The 20,183-nt window shown below is 40.3% G+C and carries 15 protein-coding genes; 13 read left to right on the top strand and 2 right to left on the bottom strand.

All coding sequences use genetic code 11. From position 1 onward, the window contains the following. Positions 1–209 precede the first annotated feature (209 nt). The 4 genes from H6G76_RS32315 (at position 210) to H6G76_RS32300 (ending at position 4,331) form a co-directional block, all read left to right on the top strand. Positions 210–1,292, top strand: coding sequence for a class I fructose-bisphosphate aldolase (locus H6G76_RS32315; RefSeq protein ID WP_190710012.1), 1,083 nt, complete (start codon positions 210–212; stop codon positions 1,290–1,292). Between the two features lie 650 nt (positions 1,293–1,942). Next, entirely contained in the window at positions 1,943–2,518 is a 576-nt protein-coding gene (locus H6G76_RS32310) for a methylmalonic aciduria and homocystinuria type D protein (RefSeq protein WP_190710009.1), read from the top strand. A gap of 100 nt (positions 2,519–2,618) precedes the next feature. Continuing rightward, positions 2,619–3,671, top strand: a complete 1,053-nt coding sequence (locus H6G76_RS32305) for a DUF3445 domain-containing protein (RefSeq protein WP_190710008.1) — start codon at positions 2,619–2,621, stop codon at positions 3,669–3,671. 87 nt (positions 3,672–3,758) lie between these two features. After that, complete coding sequence (locus H6G76_RS32300) at positions 3,759–4,331, top strand: PEP-CTERM sorting domain-containing protein (protein ID WP_242056617.1); 573 nt, start codon at positions 3,759–3,761, stop codon at positions 4,329–4,331. Positions 4,332–4,393: 62 nt separating this feature from the next. Here the strand turns inward: H6G76_RS32300 and H6G76_RS32295 are convergent, their stop codons facing one another. Then, the gene (locus H6G76_RS32295; RefSeq protein ID WP_190710006.1) at positions 4,394–6,562 is read right to left on the bottom strand and encodes a PhoX family phosphatase; all 2,169 of its coding nucleotides are present in this window, start codon (positions 6,560–6,562) and stop codon (positions 4,394–4,396) included. Positions 6,563–7,220: 658 nt separating this feature from the next. Here H6G76_RS32295 and H6G76_RS32290 point away from each other — a divergent pair. Beyond that, complete coding sequence (locus tag H6G76_RS32290) at positions 7,221–8,135, top strand: histone deacetylase (RefSeq protein WP_190710004.1); 915 nt, start codon at positions 7,221–7,223, stop codon at positions 8,133–8,135. A gap of 251 nt (positions 8,136–8,386) precedes the next feature. Here H6G76_RS32290 and H6G76_RS32285 read toward each other — a convergent pair whose 3' ends face one another. Beyond that, a complete protein-coding gene (locus H6G76_RS32285) occupies positions 8,387–9,121 on the bottom strand; it encodes a DUF1995 family protein (protein ID WP_190710002.1) in 735 nt (244 codons plus the stop codon). 186 nt (positions 9,122–9,307) lie between these two features. On the opposite strand from H6G76_RS32285, the gene H6G76_RS32280 reads away from it, so the two are divergent. The 8 genes from H6G76_RS32280 (at position 9,308) to H6G76_RS32245 (ending at position 19,705) form a co-directional block, all read left to right on the top strand. Continuing rightward, positions 9,308–10,918, top strand: a complete 1,611-nt coding sequence (locus tag H6G76_RS32280) for a long-chain-fatty-acid--CoA ligase (protein WP_190710001.1) — start codon at positions 9,308–9,310, stop codon at positions 10,916–10,918. Between the two features lie 454 nt (positions 10,919–11,372). Continuing rightward, a complete protein-coding gene (locus H6G76_RS32275) occupies positions 11,373–11,876 on the top strand; it encodes a sterol desaturase family protein (RefSeq protein ID WP_190709999.1) in 504 nt (167 codons plus the stop codon). Positions 11,877–12,239: 363 nt separating this feature from the next. Next, entirely contained in the window at positions 12,240–13,391 is a 1,152-nt protein-coding gene (locus H6G76_RS32270) for a GNAT family N-acetyltransferase (protein WP_190709998.1), read from the top strand. Then, positions 13,388–14,344, top strand: a complete 957-nt coding sequence (locus tag H6G76_RS32265; protein ID WP_190709995.1) for an NAD-dependent epimerase/dehydratase family protein — start codon at positions 13,388–13,390, stop codon at positions 14,342–14,344. The genes H6G76_RS32270 and H6G76_RS32265 overlap by 4 nt, the downstream gene beginning before the upstream one ends. 95 nt (positions 14,345–14,439) lie before the next feature. After that, a complete protein-coding gene (locus H6G76_RS32260; RefSeq protein WP_190709993.1) occupies positions 14,440–16,161 on the top strand; it encodes a GH3 auxin-responsive promoter family protein in 1,722 nt (573 codons plus the stop codon). Beyond that, a complete protein-coding gene (locus H6G76_RS32255) occupies positions 16,154–17,104 on the top strand; it encodes a cupin-like domain-containing protein (RefSeq protein WP_190709990.1) in 951 nt (316 codons plus the stop codon). The genes H6G76_RS32260 and H6G76_RS32255 overlap by 8 nt, the downstream gene beginning before the upstream one ends. 105 nt (positions 17,105–17,209) lie before the next feature. Continuing rightward, complete coding sequence (locus tag H6G76_RS32250) at positions 17,210–18,340, top strand: aromatic ring-hydroxylating dioxygenase subunit alpha (RefSeq protein ID WP_190709988.1); 1,131 nt, start codon at positions 17,210–17,212, stop codon at positions 18,338–18,340. 81 nt (positions 18,341–18,421) lie between these two features. Next, positions 18,422–19,705, top strand: coding sequence for an aminotransferase class I/II-fold pyridoxal phosphate-dependent enzyme (locus H6G76_RS32245; RefSeq protein WP_190709986.1), 1,284 nt, complete (start codon positions 18,422–18,424; stop codon positions 19,703–19,705). The last annotated feature ends 478 nt before the right edge of the window (positions 19,706–20,183 follow it).

The following is a 20,183-nucleotide window of genomic DNA, read 5'->3' as shown; positions in this document are numbered from 1 at the left end:
AGAAGAGCTTATGGTTTAACTAACTTTGATAATTTTAGAAGAAGAATTCTACTCAATTGGTATTTCTGCTACTAATTTATCATATCTAGTCTGGGAGAGCCATTTTTATTAGTAAATTATATAGTAATTGATTTTCCTTGAGGTAGCAAATATCCTGATGTCTAAGATGACAAAATGCTATCGTAAAGGCAAAATCTGAGGAAAATAATATGGCTACTACATTGGTAGAGGCTAATTCTATCGAATCATGGTTGGGTAAAGAAGCGGAAGATTTGCTAACTTACAAAGCAAAAGTTTCTCAAGATTTATTGCATTTACCAGGGCCAGACTTTATAGATAGAGTCTGGCTGAATAGCGATCGCAATCCTCAAGTATTGCGAAATCTGCAACAAATTTATTCTACAGGTCGCCTAGCCAACACAGGATATCTCTCAATTCTGCCTGTTGACCAAGGAATTGAACACTCAGCCGGAGCATCTTTTGCACCCAATCCCATTTACTTTGATCCAGAAAATATTATCAAATTAGCAATAGCTGGTGAATGTAATGCTGTTGCTACAACCTTAGGTGTATTGGGTAGTGTTTCACGCAAATATGCCCATAAAATTCCTTTTATTGCCAAAATCAATCACAATGAATTATTAACTTTTCCCAACCAATTTGATCAAATATTGTTTGCGAGTGTCGAACAAGCTTGGAATTTAGGTGCAGTTGCAGTAGGCGCAACAATTTACTTTGGTTCTGAACAATCAACCAGACAAATTCAAGAAATTAGCCATGCTTTTAAACGCGCCCACGAATTGGGCATGGCTACAATTCTTTGGTGCTATTTGCGTAATAACGCTTTCAAACAAGACAAAGATTATCACGTTGCTGCTGATTTAACTGGGCAAGCTAATCATTTAGGCGTGACAATTGAAGCCGATATTATTAAACAAAAGCTACCCGAATGTAATAATGGTTATGGTGCAGTTGCCAAAGCCACAGGTAAAAGTTACGGCAAAACTCATGAGCGAGTTTACACAGAATTAACAACTGATCACCCAATCGATTTAACTCGTTATCAAGTGCTGAATTGCTACGCTGGGCGGGCGGGGTTAATCAATTCTGGCGGTGCATCAGGTAAAAGTGATTTTGCTGAAGCAGTTCGTACAGCCGTCATTAACAAACGGGCTGGTGGTACAGGCTTAATTTCGGGACGCAAGGCTTTTCAACGTCCCTTTGAGGAAGGAGTAAAACTATTTCACGCCATTCAAGATGTTTATTTATCGCCAGATGTGACCATAGCTTAGGAAACTGGGCATAAAAAGACTAGAGGCGAGAGGCTAAGGCGTAGGGCGTAGTATTTTACGCAGCACTGTCAAGACTGTTTTACGTACTCAGCGTGAAACTCTTACGTACTGAGACTATCCTTTGAAACTGGGTGAAGGGGTGTAAGGGTATAGGGTTCATAGGTTTTGAACACCAACATCCTTACACCCTTAATTGTAGATTTTTGCCAAATTGGCATACAAATTGTAGTGAATACTGATATTGTTTGTATTGTGCAAGGGGTGTACCAGAAGTTGTCCTAACTCTGTTAGGGCAACTTCTCCAATAAATATCACTAGTCTGAAAGTACTCTTTGCCATCTTTGCACCACACTCTGCAATTACAGTTATACAAATATAGGTGCGTTGCGGTTAGGGAACACGGTATGAGCTTCCCTAGCAGTGGCTTGTGTTTACAGATTGAGATTGCAGCCTCAAAAGGTTAACACCAGATAAATAAATTAATTCAGGTTAATAAATAATCAAAATCAGATTAAAAATTTACAGTTAACCAAAATAAAATGCAAAAAATCTCAATCATTATAGAAAATTGATGATTTTTATAAAGTTTTAAGAGTTATCATCGATCGCAAGGAATAAATTAACAACTTGAAAAACACCAAATCAATGCAGTGAACTATCCCAGCATTTCCATTTCCGCACAAAGTAGTCCCATAAATTTAGTTGGCGATCCGGGACAAGCAGTACAAATTTCAATTCATGCACCAAGCCAATATATCTGTGCCAACTGCGAACAGATATTACCAGATTGGAAAGAAGAACCGGTTTTTTGGGTGGTCATTGTCTTGCAGCGATCGCAATATGAATTAGTAAAAAGTACACCAGAAATAGAAATTGAAAAACAACGACTGCGGGAAAAGTTTATGCGGTTTGGTTGTGATTTAGCCTTTAGTTTACGCGATCGCGGCTATCTCACCGACCTAATTGATCCGCGCACAGGCTATCCTTTACTGTCTCGTCCTGGCGCAATGCCTCACAATGATACAGCAGTGGTGAAAGCCTTACTCAACTATCCAGTCAAAAAAAATAAATGCTGTGTTTTAGTTCATCCTACTTGGGGTAAAGCCGTTTATCCAAGTGTTTTAATATCAACCGCACCGCCAGCACTGATAGAATTTATAGCTAAAGGTGTTGCATCTATGCACGGGTGGAATGAAATTAGTCAACAGTCAACAGTTAATAGTTAAATTGCCTGAGCTAAATTAAATTTGCACAACTCCTCATGGGTAACTTTTGGCTGATTTAGTCATTGGTGATTCTTCATCACAAATGAGGTGAATAACAGTTATGCAAAAACACATAACAGCACCTATACCTTTAGATAACTTATTTGCAGAAGTTAAGACAGTTGAAACCACTAATGGTGCAGCTGTTTATTTTCCCCTCATTAACGGACGCTACGAGGTTAAGCCAGGAATGATGTCTTTTGGTTCCTATTTAGGAAACCAAACAGCAGATAGCCAAGTATTTCAGATTGATCATAATTATCCTGACTATCGCCAAGCTAAACTTTTAGCTCGTAGTGAACGGTTGAGTAAATACTACCAGACTGATCATTATTCTCCAGGATTAGCTGGCGCGATCGCCCATTTCATAATTCAGCGTCTGATTCAAGAACATCCGCAATATTTTGATTATCAAAAAACAAATAACATCCACAAATTCCACAGCCAGCTAACACAAGAAACTCTATATCTCGGTTCTGACTGGCAATTACAGCAAGTAGAAACGCAGAGTAACCCAGTTTTTCCAGCTTATACTTCTACCCTTGATGCTTTAGCCGCACAGATACAAGAAGACCTGACAGTTATCTGTCGTCGCCCTGACGGGAGTAATTGGTTGAGTGCTATACATCTGTGCTATCCCAACCATTGGTCAGTCGAGGCAAAAATTGGTGCAGATTTTGCTACAATCCACGCACCGGTAGCCGGAATCGAGAAAATCAATCGTCGGGCAAATGCGATCGTAAACACAATGATTTCGCAAAAACCGATGGTGCGCTTTGCTTGGGGTTTAAGTACCGACACCCGCCTCAATCACCACCCCGAACCACCACCCGGCGTAACAGCCAGCCAATGGCAAGGGCGAGACTTTGACTTACAGCACCCCAGACTCTACCTGCGTATTGAACGCCAAGTAATTTGGGGTTTACCAGAATATGACGCAGCACTATTTACTATTCGTACTTATTTTCGAGATTGTAGTGTAATCAAACAAGACCAAGTTTTACGGTCTAAATTGTATGCTGCTGTTGAGTCTATGACACCAGATTCACTAGTTTATAAAGGCTTGGCAACGAGTCGGGATAATATTTTGCAGTGGCTAGATACTAGGTCATAAAAAGGTAAATGTCTTTTTGCTTAACCTGTCATTATATATTCCTTAACCCTTGATAACTGCTGAAAAAGCTATTAAGTGGATTAGTTAATGATTTACTTATCAGCTTGGGAATATTTTCTGATGAAATTAGCTAAAAATTTAGTTATTACTAGCATTGCTGCTATCTCAGTTGCTGCTATTGGTGTTAAGCCAGCACAAGCCGCCTTACTTAAATATGACTTCAAAGCAACTACTACATTAGGTAAAAATCCAGGCGAATATTTTGGTTCTTTGAGCTTTGATGACTCAACCTTAACTAATGTAGGTATCGAAGATATAGGAGTTGAGGATGGATTAAAATTAGCCTTCAATTATTTAGGTAATAACTATACCGAGTTGGATGATGATGCTTATGACAAATTTCCTATAATCACCTTTAACAATGGCAACCTTTTAGGACTTAGCTATTTAGTTTCAGATCAGTTTTTGATTGGGAGCGATGAAAATACTCCAGACATAGGCGGAAATAGATTTTATAGCATTCAAGATATTGATGGAGCAATATCGGCAATAGCAATAGGTACAGTAACTTACACCAAAGTACCCGAACCTTTAAGCCTTGGTGGTGTAGCGATCGTTGGTACTCTAGGTTTATGGCTGAACCGTAAGAAAAAATCATAAAGATAAAGAGACGTTGTATTGCAACGTCTCTCTGCATAGGTTATCGGTAGCGCAATATTAAATTACAAACCCCCAATCACACCACCATCTTCGCGTGTAATCACCACCGTTGCAGAACGTGGGCGACCAGAGGGGCCATAACCTTGACTATGAGGCCAATTGCTAAATTGGGTTGGATTCGAGGCTGGTGCATCCTCACCTGGGTGCTGAATATTGATGAACATGGTTTTGCCATCGGGTGTGGAAGTTATACCAGTCACCTCGCAGTTTGTTGGGCTAGTTAAGAAGCGGCGAATTTGTTTAGTGTTGGGGTCAGCACACATCATCACATTACCGCCGATATTTTGCCAATCGCCAAGACCATCACCCGCTTGGTCAGTCTGTATCCAGAGGCGACCGAAATCATCGAACCATAGACCATCTGGCGCACCGAAGTCATCGCCATTAATATTGCCAACAAGATTGGATTCTGTTCTGGTACTGTCGCCACACTCAACGAAAATGTCCCAACTGAATTTCGTAGCTGTAACCGTGCGTCCAACCTCACGCCAACGGATGATGTGACCGTAACGGTTATCTTCGCGCGGGTTAGCAGCATCAACAGGAGGACGCGCAGTAGCGGCACCGGTTGTCCCATCTGGACTGTTGGAAGAAGCGGGTTCTGTCCCGCGACGATTGTTGTTAGTCAATGTGCAGTAGACTTCAATCTCCTTAAATCCGCCTATTCGAGGACGCACCGCAGTCCACTCTGGTCTGTCCATCATCGTTGCACCAACTCGATCTGCTGCTTGTCGAGTCTTGATAAGTACCTCAGCTTGATTCCTGAAACCATTTGCTGGTGTCAGACCACGTTGACCATAAATTAGAGGAATCCACTCACCAGTACCGTCATCCTTGAACTTAGCAACGTATAGAGTACCGTTATCGAGCAAATCGCGGTTAGCATCACGATTTTTCGGGTTGAAAGGTTGAGTGCAAACGAACTTGTAGATATACTCGTTGCGTTCATCATCACCCATATAGAAAGCAACACGGTTATTGTCATCAACAACATATTGCGCGCTTTCGTGCTTGAAGCGACCTAAAGCAGTACGTTTTACTGGTTTGCGTTGAGGATTATATGGGTCAATCTCGACTACCCAGCCAAACAAATGAGATTCTAGCGGATTTGTAGCAGCATCAAAGCGTGGATCGACCTCAGGCCAGCGATAGCTAGACCCTGATGTCGGAATACCGTAACGTTTCTGTCCGTTGAGAACATCAGACTTATCGATACCGGGAATTGAAACTACATCTCCCGTGGAGTTATTAAAATAACCGTTCCAGTTTTCTTCACAGGTTAAATAAGTACCCCAAGGTGTGTAACCATTGGCGCAGTTGTTGAGGGTACCGTATGCGGTGTAGCCGTCATTCACATTTCCAGTATCAATTGAAGCTTTCGGCGTAATTGAGAACTTTTTGGATTTCAAAAGTGGACTACCAGCCGCAGGCCCAGAAACTCGAATTTCAGTATTAGCTGTAATGCGTCGGCCATAAGACGAATTGCGATTAACACTCCACTTATTGCCAGTTTTCGATATCTCTACAACCGATACACCATGAGCAGCTTGAGACTTCCGCACCTTCTCGATAGTGACTGAGTTTTCAAGGCCATCAGGATGAAGAATTTCTTCATCGGTATATTCGTGATTGACACACAGTAACCCACTATTTTGGGGCAGACCTAAAAAGCTTCTAAACGACCTTGCTAGAGAACTGACTGACCGACCAATTACACGTTCTGGCGGTAGCGAGAAGTAGTGCATCCCATCATTATGCATACCATACTGCTTTTCTTGTGCCGCAGCATCCTGTGAAGCATTGGGTAGCCAGTTAGGTGCGCCGGGTATGATTGGGTCGCCCCAAGCAACTAAGACTTCGGCTTTGTAACCTTTAGGAACACTCACAAGATCCTTTTCGAGGACTTCTGTACCTGGTTTATTTAGGTTTGGTGGAATACTCTTAAAGCCAATACCACCGAAACCAGGTTTGGCAGGAATTGGTGCAGCCTCGACACTGCGAAGAAAACCGCCAATAGAAACCTCGCCCACTACAGTAAGAGCCGACGCACTCGCCGCAGTCACGATGAACCGCCGACGACTCACGCTGACGCGGCCAATCACATCACGAATTGACTCATTGCCTGATGGGTTGAGTGTGACATTATTCTTGGGGTGAAGAGAACCTTTCATCCTACGTTACTCCATTAAAATTCTACAAGTTGCTATTCATCTGTTAAGGTCAGGAGCAATTTAGTCAATAAAAGCTCTACAGATTCACATAATTTGTTCAGATTTATTTTGAGTATTTGCATCTTCAACAATTAATAACCCACAGCAAATGACAAGCCAATTTTGACTTGCACTACTTCTAACTATTAGAGGTTTTATAGAACGTCTTAAATCTAAATAAAGATGATTAACAACAGGTTATATAATGATTAAAATAAATTTATTAATAGTTGCTTTTTTAAATAGAAATAAGTAATTTAAAGCTGTGTTTTTGTGCATTCCTCACCAGAAAGATGTTCTTCTGGCACTGGTATTTCCATCCTGCGGCACGCCATCAATCGTTTCAATGCTTACACCAAGCATCAAGAATCAATGCTAAGTGACTACCTGTAATCCTGCCTCAAACGCCAATGCGATCGCCATTAAGTTCGTATTTGGCAATTTTGAAAAGAATTTTTAAACAGAAAATATACAAGCTTCAATAGTAAATGGCTGAGAGATTGTTAGAAAAAATCACTGTTGGGGAAAGCTCAATATTGTAATCATGACTCAATAGTTATGGTTTTATCTGATGTCTACCCAAGTCCATGCCTAAATTAGTCATAAATTTGCTAACTCAATGATATCCATCATCTACTCAGAGAATTTTCTTCAACATGAAACAGGGTATATGCATCCTGAGCAGCCAGAACGGCTGACGGCAATTGTGGAGATTTTAAGAAAATCAACAGTAATAGACCAAATCCAATGGTTAAATCCTGACATGGCTAGAAATGTAATTTCAGAGATTGAACGAGTTCATTCCAGCGAGTATATTGACTCAGTTCGCGCCTATTCTATTAGAGGCTGGGGTTGTTTTGAGTCAACGCAGATTTCCCCTCACAGCTTTGAGGTTGCCTGCCTTGCTGTGAATGCTTGGTTAGATGGGGTTGATCACGTTTGGCAGATGGGAAGACCGAGTTTTGTTTTAGCTAGACCACCAGGACACCATGCGCTCAAAGATCAAGGGATGGGATTTTGCATTTTCTGTAATCCAGCCATCGCAGCCCTTTATGCTCTCTCAAAAGGACAAATCAAGCGAGTGGGAATTTTGGATTGGGATGTACATCATGGTAACGGAACGCAGGCATCTGTAGAAAATAATCCTCATATTGCTTTTTGTTCAATTCATCAATCTCCAGGCTATCCACACACAGGAAAATCTGATGAACATGGCAAATTTAATAATGTCTTGAATCTTCCTATTACTCCTGGTAGCTTAATACAAGATTACTGCCAGTTATTTGAGCAGAAGGTATTAGGATTTTTCCAAAATTTCCAGCCAGATATTCTGATTGTTAGTGCAGGATACGATGCAAACCAAGCAGATTTACTTTCTAAAATTAATTTACAGCCCCAAGATTACGCCATACTGACTGATTATTGTCTCAAGATTACACCGCGAGTTCTTTTCGGTTTGGAGGGCGGGTATGAATTAGACAGTCTTGCTCAATCTGTACTTGAGACAGTCAAGCAGTGTTTAAAACTCTTTTAATGCTCTACTCTTTCAGCGAAGCTTATCTGGAGGAGTACCAGAATAGCCCCGTTGGGGCGGGGTGTAGGGTGTGGGGTGTGGGGTGTAGGGGAAATACAGCCCCAACAACCACCTTCGTTACAAGCCCTGTCCTTTAGGGCAATTGTGTTGGTAGGGGATACAAGAACCTGACATCACCGTCTTCCCACTCAGCCACCCCCCACACCCTATTTTTGACCTAAAATGCCCCTCTCATTAAGCAGAACTTTCTTTTAACTACTCAACGCTTTAATAAAGCGTTGCAAACTCTTAAACACATTAGGCTTCTTCGCTGGTGTAGCGTCAGTTGATGTCTGCGGTTGTCCCTGGGAGAGGATGTAATCTATATCATCGCTTGATGGTTTTTTGGCTAACTCGACAACTTTTTCCCAGTTCTCGGCTTTTTGTAACCAAATTTCCCACTGTCCGGGATAGCAACGAAATACCGCAGTGTCATCATCTACCGGACGCAGATAGTAGCAAGATTCAATAGTGCTGATGAAGCGATCGCGCGCTTGTCTACCAGCATAACCAATGCCTATAGTACCAGAATCTTCTAGGCGTGGGTTTAACATGACAAATGGACGCTCGCCCAGGATTTCACAAATTTTTTCTAATTGGGGCAATTCTACAGCAGAGGGGGCAACAAAGAAAGCAATTTCATCTTCTGGCTGAATTTTCGACTGAATAGAAGCAGCCCTACCTGTACCAATATCAAAAATTTGAAATGGCGCATCTACCCAATCGCGACGCGCTAAAGCAGAAGCACCCGCATCGGCAAAGAAAACTTTTAACCGCGACTCATATTGGGCAAATATGGGGAGAAATTCTTCTGCTATGGGCATAAGTTTGAGTTCAGGGAATAGCAACTCAACTTGCAGACGAGTATAACCATCTGCCAATGCTGCTTTGGTAGCCTCACGGGATTGGGCGATCGCTTCTTCAAGAGTGTTGGGAAGTTGACTCATAATTGTTATATGGCTTGAGTATCTATTCTTATTGTTTCAGGATTAGCTCTTTGAGATCATGAGAGAACAACCTAATCTCTCAGGACTGACAGCAACATTAAATTGGTATAAGACTGGAGAAACAGAATCATTATGCGTATAAGCGTATGATATGCTCATGCAGTAAATAGTCACTTGTTATTAACCATGAATCCGGAAGCAGTTGAGCGTAGCATTCTCACACCTCTAACTTTTATTCAGCGTAATGCTAAAGTCTATAGTCACAAAGTTGCTATTACATATAATCAAAAATCTTATACCTACAGCGAATTTGCCCAACGGATAAACTGTTTAGCCTCTGCACTGTGTCAAGCAGGACTTGAAAAAGGCGATCGCGTCGCTTTTTTTTGTTTTAATATTCCCCCAATGCTAGAAGCCCATTTTGCAGTGCCTTTAGCTGGTGGTGTTCTAGTATCCATTAATACGCGTTTAGTTTCTCAAGAAGTTGCTTATATCTTGAATGATTGCGGTGCTAAATTCCTCTTTGTTGATACAGAGTTAGCCAATATAATTCGACCTGTTCAAAATAGTTTAGAAACGGTTAAACATATCATCAATATCAATGACGTTGAAGGATTTTTGCCTATAGATGGAGAAGATTATGAAGCATTTCTTCAAACTGGTGAACCGACTCCTTTGCCGTGGAAGATTACAGATGAAATGGAGACGATTTCTATTAATTACACTAGTGGAACTTCTGGCAAACCCAAAGGTGTAATGTACTCTCATCGTGGCGCATATCTTAACTGTTTAGGCGAAATCATTGAGACAACATTAACATCTGAGTCAGTTTATCTGTGGACTTTGCCCATGTTTCACTGTAATGGTTGGTGTTTTACTTGGGCTGTCACAGCCATTGGCGGTACTCATCTTTGTTTACGTAAGTTTAACCCTGGTAATATCTGGAAGTTAATTCAACAACAAGGAGTAACTCATTTAAATGCTGCGCCTGTAATTTTAATTTCTCTGGTGAATCATCCAGACTGTCCGCAGTTATTAGAAAAACCTCTAACTATCACTACAGCAGGCGCACCACCATCGCCAACATTGATTGAAAAAATTACGAAAATTGGCGCAAAAATTATTCATGTTTACGGTTTGACAGAAGTTTATGGCCCGTACACAGTTTGCGAATATCAATCACATTGGAATGATTTGAACATCGAAAACCGCGCCAAACTAATTGCACGTCAAGGCGTACCTTATATCAGTGCCGATGGTTTGCGAGTTGTAGATCTATATATGAATGATGTTCCGGCGAATGGAGAAACAATGGGGGAGGTGGTGATGCGCGGCAATATGGTAATGACAGGATATTATAATGACCTAGAAGCAACCCAAAGGGCATTTCGTGGCGGATGGTTTCATAGTGGTGATTTAGCAGTTATGCACCCTGACGGTTATATTGAGGTGCGCGATCGCATGAAAGATATTATTATTACCAATGGCGAAAATGTCTCCAGTATTGAAGTTGAACAATGTCTTTATCGTCATCAAGCGGTCTTGGAGTGTGCAGTTATTGCTGTGCCTCATGCCAAGCGTGGAGAAGTGCCAAAAGCCTTTGTTACCCTTAAAGAAAATGCACAAGTTACAGAACAAGAATTAATTCAATTTTGTCGCCATCAAATTGCTGCCTTTAAATGCCCGACAACGATTGAGTTTACTACTCTACCAAAAACTAGCACTGGTAAAATTCAAAAGTATCTGTTACGGGAGAAAGAATGGACAGGTTATGAGAAAAGAATTTACGGTGGTTAGTTACAATTTTGAACAATTATCAGTGAACGATTACTGAACCTGAAACTAAGTCTGCGAATCACCACTACCACGTAGTAATCTCAAAATTTATCCGACACCTGCATTTAAATTCTGAATCTTAGCAAGTATTTACGGATGGCTTTGCTTGAAGAAACCGTTTGATACGTCTTGGTTCTGGGACAAAAAAGACTAATTACATATTTTGTTTCTGACTTTCTTAAATGTCTTAACTATCCTTGCATTGTTTAGAAAATTGTTACAAAATGAACAAATTATTATCTAAATATTAAGTAAGCCGATAGACATAAACCAAAATATGTTACGAATAAGTATGTTTAAAGTCTTGACAAATGACTAATGACAGCCTTTGCTAGTGATCTTTAATTGCACCAACCTACTTATAGCAATAGTTGTAAATAGTGATTAAACTTAAAAACTACTAGGAGAAAGATTAGTGCTTTTTTTAGCAAAGCTTTCTGTAGCGATTGGATGTTTTGCACTTGCATTTGTATTTGCAAGTTTAGTTGAATATTGGCTACATCGTTTAATGCACGTTTCGCAGCTAATCGGTGAACGTCACCGTGATCATCACCGTCGTAATGAAGGGCAGGGTGTTTTATGGGAATTTCGAGACTATGTTAGAGGCAGTTTGATAGTGATGGTTTTAATGTTCTTCCTTTCCTGGGAAGCAGGATTTGGCTGGTTTTTTGGCGGATTTACTTATGCTGCTTTTTCAGCCTATGCTCATCAATTACAGCATGAAAACCCAACTAAATGCTTTTGGATGAAAATGCCAGTTCACTATGTACATCACAAGTATGGAATGTGGCATCACAACTTTGGTTTAGCTGTAGACTGGTGGGATAGAATTTTCGGCACATATAAGCCTTTAGAATGGCTGACACCAGAAGAGCTTAATCAACCTGAACGGAGTTATTTACAATTGAAATGGTGGTAAATTGCCGCCGCAGTATTCAGTTTTGATATAGTTATCTCATAACATAGTTTGATGTAATTAAGTAAGTCGGTGAGAAAAAACTCTCTCACAGTTGAAGACATCCCCCCCTTGCTGTACTTGGTTACTCGCAACAATAGCCCAAAAATTTCAGTTAACTCCTGTGTCAAACTTTCCTATTTTACCTCAATTATCACTTACTTTAAGACCAAACAATGGCGTAGAAGTTTATAGTGAATCAGATTAATTAGTTGTAGACGAAAAGGACTTTTAATATTTGCTTTGAACTAATAATTAAATTTACTAAATATAAACAAATTTGGATTAAAAGTGGTAGTTTGATATTTAAGAAATTAAATTAACTCAATGCGAATAACTAAAACATCAAACTTCGACATCCGGGCAGTCACAACCACAATCGATAACGAAATGTTTCTTGATGTTCCAGCCAAGGTATACGCCAACGATCCTTACTGGATATCACCTCTTCGCAGCAATGTTGCAAAGCAGTTTTCACCTCATAATACTTTCTTTGAGTACGGGAAGTTACAACAGTTTATTGCTGTCTCAAGAGAAATTAACGGTTCTCAGGCCGTTGGACGCATTGTTGCTGCAATTAATCAACGCTTAATCAATCGTGAAAACCAAAATGTTGGTCTGTTTGGCTTTTTTGAATGCGTTAGCGATTTTACTATTGCCCAAGCTTTGCTAGATGCTGCTTGTAAGTGGCTGCGAGAGCAAGGAATGACTGTAGTCAGAGGCCCAATCGATCTGTCTACTCACAATAACTGCCTATTTTTAGTCGATGGATTTGACTCTTCACCAATGGTGATGATGCCCTATAACCCACCTTATTATCCAGAGTTGATGGAACGGGATGGTTGGCATAAAGCTAAGGATAGTTATGCCTATAATTTACTTTTAGATAAACCTCTACCACCAGAATTTGAGAAAGCTTATCGGATTGCTTGTAAATCTGGTGTTAGCTTCCGCTCCATCCAGACAAAAGGTGACGGATTTGAGCAAGATGCCAAAAAAATTTATCACCTTTTTAATCGTGCTTTTGCTAATAACTGGAGTTCTACTCCACGAACCGAGACAGAATTTATGGAAGAAGCTAAAGACCTGAAGGATTTGATAGATCCAGATATTTTTGTAGTTGCAGAATATAACGGGGAAATGGTTGGCTTTTTTATGGCGTTACCTGACTACAACATTCCCCTCAAATACGTTAAAGGAATACTCAACTGGTTAGGAATTATTAAGTTTCTTTGGTATCGCCGCTACATAAATCAAGCGCGAGTTATAGCAATTTGTTCTTTACCAGAGTATCGCCGGAAAATGGTGTCTCTAGCCTTGATTTATTTGGGAATGCAAGGTGGAATTCAAAAGGCCAAACCCTATAAAAGTGCTGAACTTTCTTGGGTCTTTGAAGATAATTTTTCTTCTCGCCAATTAATCGAAGCAACTGGCGCAAAAATTTATAAAACCTACCGAATTTATGAAAAACTTTTATGAAAGTACTAGTTACTGGAGCTAATGGATTTACAGGTTCTCACTTGGCTCAAGCTCTACAAAAGCAAGGGCATACTGTTGTTGGTCTGGTGCGAAAGTCTAGCAATTTAGCACGTTTAGCTAATTGCAATATCCAACTAGTCTACGGTGATATTACTGACCGAATCGCACTAAGAGCGGCGATGACTGGTGCAGATAAGGTTTTTCATACTGCTGCTTATGTAGAGTTGGGACTCGTCAATGAGGCAGAAATGGAGCGGGTGAATGTTGAAGGTACGCGGGCGGTGTTGGAAGTAGCCCAAGCAGTTGGTGTATCCAAACTAGTGTACTGTAGCACTATTGGAATATTTGGCGATACAAAAGGTCAAGTCGTAAATGAAACCTTCATTAGAACACAGAGTGAGTTTTCTTCAGCTTACGATCGCACTAAATACCAAGCTCAACAATTGGTAGATCGATTTGCCAAAAATGGCATTCCTGTAGTCAGCATTCTTCCTTCAGGAATATTTGGTGCAGATGACCCTCATTTTGCTCCAGTAATCAGGCAATTTCTGAAAGGCAGACTAAGGCTGTGGGCAGGAGGCGATCGCATTACTGGTATTGTCCATGTAGATGACCTAGCTGCGGCCATGATTTTGGCAGCACAAAAAGGTAAATCTGGAGATTACTATATTATCTCTGCTGGCGATCTCACAACCCGCGAAATGTTTCAGATAATTTCCCAAAAAACAGGTATTCCAGTTCCTTACGAGGTTCCAAAACCTCTAGTTAGACTTGTAGGAAACTTATTCGACTCCATAGGACGCGTTTTGAAATGGCAACCACCTATTAGCCGTGAGCGCGTTCACTATATTTATGACCGTTGTGTGCGAGTAGATGCGGCCAAAGCCCATAATGAACTCAACTGGCATCCACGCTCAACATTAGAAACTTTACTTGAGTTGATCCCCTATTGACTGAAATCAATTTTGACTTCCCGAAATACGCTCAAGTTTTGACCGAATAATTATAAATTATTCTTATACCAAACAGATATAACTTTTATAACTCAATGACAAGTTTATTATTTTCACTTTTAACCGCAACTGCTAGAAATTCCAAAGCAAATTTCGTCAGAAAAACTCGTCAAGTTAATGCGGTGCAAGAGCAATTTTTACGCAACTTATTACTAGCACATAAAAATACTGAATTAGGTCAGAAATATGGGCTAAAAGATATCAAAACTATCGATAAATTTCGAGAGCAAATTCCAGTTTTGCCTTACAGTAGCTATGAACCATACATCACGCGCATTGCTCAAGGTGAAACCAACATTTTAACTACTGACCCTGTAGTTTATATTGTCTTAACTAGTGGTTCAACTGGAAAAAAGAAACTAGTTCCAGTCACCAAACAAACTCAAAAATATTTACGGTTGGCTCATTTGACAAGTCTTGGCTTTTTAAGTGAAGCACTGTCAGCACGAGGGCTAGAGCTAGGCAAAATATTATTAACTAAATCGCTGCAATTGTTAGGAACAACTAGTGGTGGTATTAAGTATGGGTCAGCTAGTTCTGGCGATCTCCACATGAATAAGTTCTTCTTCAAGCAAGTATTTGCTCATCCCTATGAGACTCTAGAGGCAACTGATAGTTTAGCCCGTCATTATCTTTGTTTGCTATTTGCTTTGCGTGAAGAGTCTATGCGGGGGATGGCAGCAAGTTTTCCGATGCTGATATTGCGTAATTGCAGCTATTTAGAGCTTTATAGCGAAGAATTGATCCAAGACATAGATCAAGGAGCGATCGCTAGTTGGTTAAAATTGGAACCAGAACTCAGGGCAAAATTAGAGCCGCTATGCTCGCCAAATCCTCAGCGAGCTGCTCAATTACGAGAAATCTTGCACTCACAAGGAAAGCTTACCCCCAAATATGCTTGGCCGAATCTATCGTTTGTTACTACCTCGCGTGGAGGAACGTCAAATTTCTATTTTGAGAGATTTCCTCACTATTTTGGAAATACCCCTCAATTTGGTGCGGTATATGCAGCCTCAGAAAGCGTTTTTAGCATTTACCATAACGTCAATGATGATAGCAGTATTCTAACAATTACATCAGGCTTTTATGAGTTTATTCCAGAAGATCAATGGGAAGTAGAACATCCCAAGACATTATTAGCTAACGAAGTAAAAGTAGGAAATCGCTATCGCATCCTGACAACCAACTACAGTGGTTTCTATCGTTATGATATTGGCGATGTTGTAGAAGTTCTAGGATTTTACGAACAAACTCCTTTGATTGTCTTCCGTCACCGTCAAGGTGGGCTACTTTCTTCAATAACAGAAAAGACTACTGAATTTCATGTAATACAGGTTATGCAAGCACTGCAACGAGATTTCAGCTTAGTTTTAGAAGATTTTTGTATTACTTTATCTGAAAATAATTTTCCGGCTCACTATTTGGTAAACATTGAACTTGCCCCTGGCTATACACTCAACAATCCGCAAACTTTCCTAACTAGATTTGACTCTAAACTCAAAGAAATTCACACTTCCTACGAAATTGAACGTCGAGATTTAATCCCTCCTCCCCAATTACGGATTTTAGCTCCTGGTAGTTTCGCGATCCTCCGACAACGTTATTTGCAAAAGGGAATGCCAGAGTGTCAACTCAAACTTCCTCACATTAGCGAAGACCGGAATTTACTGGTTAATTTGCCAGTTAAATATGAAGTTAAGTTTCCAGAGAATTTGCATAGTTTTGGACAAACAATAGAGACTTTGCCTCATGGATGAATCTAAATTAGATGATGCAGTTAAAACAATAGAACGAATTAGTTTTTCATCTTTAACGTCAAAAAAATTTGTTGACTATTATCAAAAAAATGGCATACCCGTTGTAGTTACAGGATTAGTTCAAGAATGTGATTGGAATCTCGACTATCTTTGTCAAAAATTAGGCGAGCAAGAATTTCTTGCCCGCTTTTATGGACGTGAAAGGTATAACCAAGACAAACGCAAATGGAAAAGTATTGGTAGTGGTGTAGAAGCTAAAACCATCCGCTTTACAGATTATGCCAATTTGTTGCGTAACCAGGAAGCACAAAAAAATGATATTTATTTAGCTAAGTGTTCAATTAAAAATACGCTTTTGGCTAATACAAAGTCTTTAACAAGTTTTGGAGAGCAACTTGGTTTAAAAAAACCTATTAGCGATTTAAATCTTTGGATTGGCCCGGCGGGTCACGTGGAATCTTTACACTACGATACAGGAGACGGAACGCTAATACAACTGCATGGTTCCAAAAAAATTTTACTTTTTCCCCCGTCTCAATTATATAATGTCTATCCATTTCCCATTTATACACATTTACTTTATGGCTTAAAATTACGTTCCTGGTTTAGTCAAGTTTATCCAGAAAACCCGGATTTAAAAACATTTCCTAAATTTGAGGAAGCACTGTTACATAAATATGAAGTAATACTTAATCCGGGGGAAGTTCTTTATATTCCTGCTGGTTGGTGGCATGAAGTTACAGCATTGGGAACAGAAATGGTGTGTTCAGTGAATCGATTCTGGCGCGTCTACCCGACTTCCAGGGCTGTATTTTCTTGGAGTAGATGGCGTAATTATCTAGGATTTTTTTGTGCGTTACCGTATACTTTATTGAGCATAGGAATAGCCATTTTTAGCAGCGATCGCCAGCAAAAAATTAGGAAAATTTTGCAAATGTTATAAGAAAAAATCATAAATTATTTTTATCAAAACTAGAGAAATTCATCTGAAAATGGCTACAGCAAGCAACGCTCTCACAAATCAAACAAGCAGTAGAGGTACAAGCAAATGGAGCTAGCCACAACCCTCAAAAGTCAGGCAGTTCAAAAGCGTGTCAAAGAAGTAGGGATTAATCCCAATTACTGGTATCCAGTTGCTTGGGCAAACAAACTGAAGGTTGGTGAGATTCTAAGCGTGATCATTTGGCAGCAGGCGATCGCAGTTTACCGCGATCTTAATGGTCATTTGCACGCTTTAGAAGATGCTTGTCCCCATAAGGGCGTAGCGTTGCACAAAGGCAAAGTTCAAGGGTGCAACCTTGCTTGTCGTTATCATGGTTGGGAATTTAATGGTAGTGGTGAGTGCGTCAGCATTCCCTACCTACCTCAAGAGCAAAAACTTCCCATAGCTCAAGTCCGCAGTTATCCAATCCAGGAAAAATACGACCTGATTTGGATTTTTCCGGGCGATCCGGTATTGTCTGCTATTAGTGAGTTGCCTCAAGTGCCAGAATTTTCCGATTCTGATTGGTTAATAGTGCCAATTACTGCACACTTCAAAGCTCATTTTTCCATGTGTAATGAAAATACGATAGATGTATTTCATGGGTTTTTGCACCAAGAATTACAAGGTTGGTTTGACCCAGTTCTGACAAATTTGCAGGTGACAGAAACCTCAGTTTGTGCAGATTATCAAGTCTCTTATCAAGGCTCACTCACAAAATTTTTAGGGTTGAGCGAACAAGGTGATAGAGTTACTACCCGGACTATCTCAATCGAATACTCCTATCCTCACTATCACAACTCGCTTGAGGGTGTCTCCTCTCTATACCTGATGCGATTGCCAGTTAGTCCAACTGAAACTCGCTCCTTTTCTCTGCTATTTCTCAAACTTCGCCTGCCTAAATTGCTACTCCAGGTGTTGAGGCCGCTATTAGCATCCTTTATTTGGCGTTTCTTGTTTCGGAAATTTCTTGTTCAAGATATAGAAATGGTTGAGAGCGAACAGCAAACATATCTTGCTAATCCCCAACGGCGTTATGTAGAAATCAACCCAGCCATAATTGCTCTCCAACGAGTCATTATTGGACAGTATGAGCAATTTACGCAAAAATCTAGTCAAGTTCCGTCTCATAAAAATCATGAATCAAATCAATCTAGCTCTAACTCTGTTGGCAAATACTTTCTTTCAAGTCAATAGATAGCAGAGATACCACTACTAAAGTGGCGTTGCATAGTAAAGCCGATAGACCATCTTAGAGAAAGTAAGAGAAGTAAATTTGTGGAAATTATCAAAGAATATGTTCAGTGCTGGAACGCTAGTGGACTCGATCCAGATGAGTATATTTGTCTTCAAAAACAGGGAAATTTAGTTGAGATCCAAGAAGCAGCAACTGGTAAGCGTCGAACAGTTCTTAACTTCTGTACGAATGATGTCTTGGGACTAGTTCAAGAACAAGCTGTCAAGCAAGCTGCCATTGATGCCATTCTCAAGTATGGAACATCTAATAGTTCTTGCTCAGTCTTAAGTGGGCGGATTGACTTACATCAACAATTAGAGGACGAAATTTCAGCTTTTAAGCATTTGCCCCACACACAGCTATTTATGAATGCCTGGATGGCAATGCAAGCCTTGATGGATGCCTTCTGTCATTTGGCAATTCCAGTGCCAGGATTTCAAAATACCCGTGAGACTTTGATTCTCACTGACGTTCTCAATCATGGCTGTATTGTCTCAGCCGTTGTCAATGCTGGCACCCGTTCTGGCAAGGTGTTCGGTCATAGTCCTCGCGTCCGAGTCAAAGCGTATCGTCATTGTGATGTCGAAGATTTAGCTCGCAAACTTTATCGTCATGCAAAGCCTAGCGATCGCATTATGGTGGTTTCTGATGCCGTCTTCTCTATGGACGGCGATATTGCACCATTGCCAGAGATGATCGACGTACTGCACAATTACGAAGGCAGCGTACTAGTGATGGATGAGGCTCACGCTAGCGGAGCAATTGGCGCAACTGGTAGGGGGATTTACGAACACTTTCATATCTTACCGTCTGATGCCATTGAGCGGGGTGTAGTGCCACTGATTATGACAACTTTTTCTAAGTTTGCCGCCTCGGCTGGAGCAGCTATTAGTACCCACGTTGCAGAATTGAAACCATTATTAAACGTTTCTCCGACTTCAATTGGCACAATTTCATTGCCGCCACCAATGACTGCTGCTGCTTTGGAAAGTATCCGTCAGGTTCGCAAATTTCCAAGACAGGTGAAACAGCTTCAGGAAAACACTCGCTACTTGCGATCGCGTCTAGCTGAACAAGATTTTGTTATTACTGGCGAAACCAATGTTATTCCAGTTATCCTACCAACAGAAATTAATCCTAAAATCTTTGCTAGACAAATTATGGAAAATTACGGTATTTGGGTATCTCCAATTTGGTTTATAGCCAAACCCCGGATTCGCATTACTGTTACCGCCCTCCATACGCAAGAAGATATGGAGCATTTGATTGCAGGCATGGTCGCAACTCGTAACTTATTATATAAACAACAATTAGTCCATACTTGAGTTAGACAAGGTATTCAACGGCAGTTGCCCTGGAGAAAACTATGCCACTTGCTACCTTTTGAGTTCTCAATACCCCAACAATACGAGCCAGATATCTCGTAGGGAAGAAGTACAAGTCAGCAGAGCCACCCAACGCAGTGGCTCTCTATTCACTTTCTTAATGGATATTGCTGTTAGTTAACAATCTTTTTAAAACTGCTCTTCCAGCTTTTGTAATCAGATTTAGCGTCTTGAACAATAGAACTTAAGCACTATACAAATTGGCTATTATGTGCATAATGATTGGTTCAGAATACAAGTTCTTTAGTTTAGAAGATTCCTTACTTAACGAAAAAAATCAGGTCAAGGGTAGACTGGGGTGTAGTGTTAATAACTATGGCTCTCCCAGACTAGATATGATAAATTAGTAGCAGAAATACCAATTGAGTAGAATTCTTCTTCTAAAATTATCAAAGTTAGTTAAACCATAAGCTCTTCT

Source organism: Nostoc sp. FACHB-152 (assembly GCF_014697475.1).
Taxonomy (GTDB): domain Bacteria; phylum Cyanobacteriota; class Cyanobacteriia; order Cyanobacteriales; family Nostocaceae; genus Nostoc_B.
Note: the sequence above shows the minus strand (reverse complement) of the source record. Positions and strands in the feature narration are given on the sequence as shown.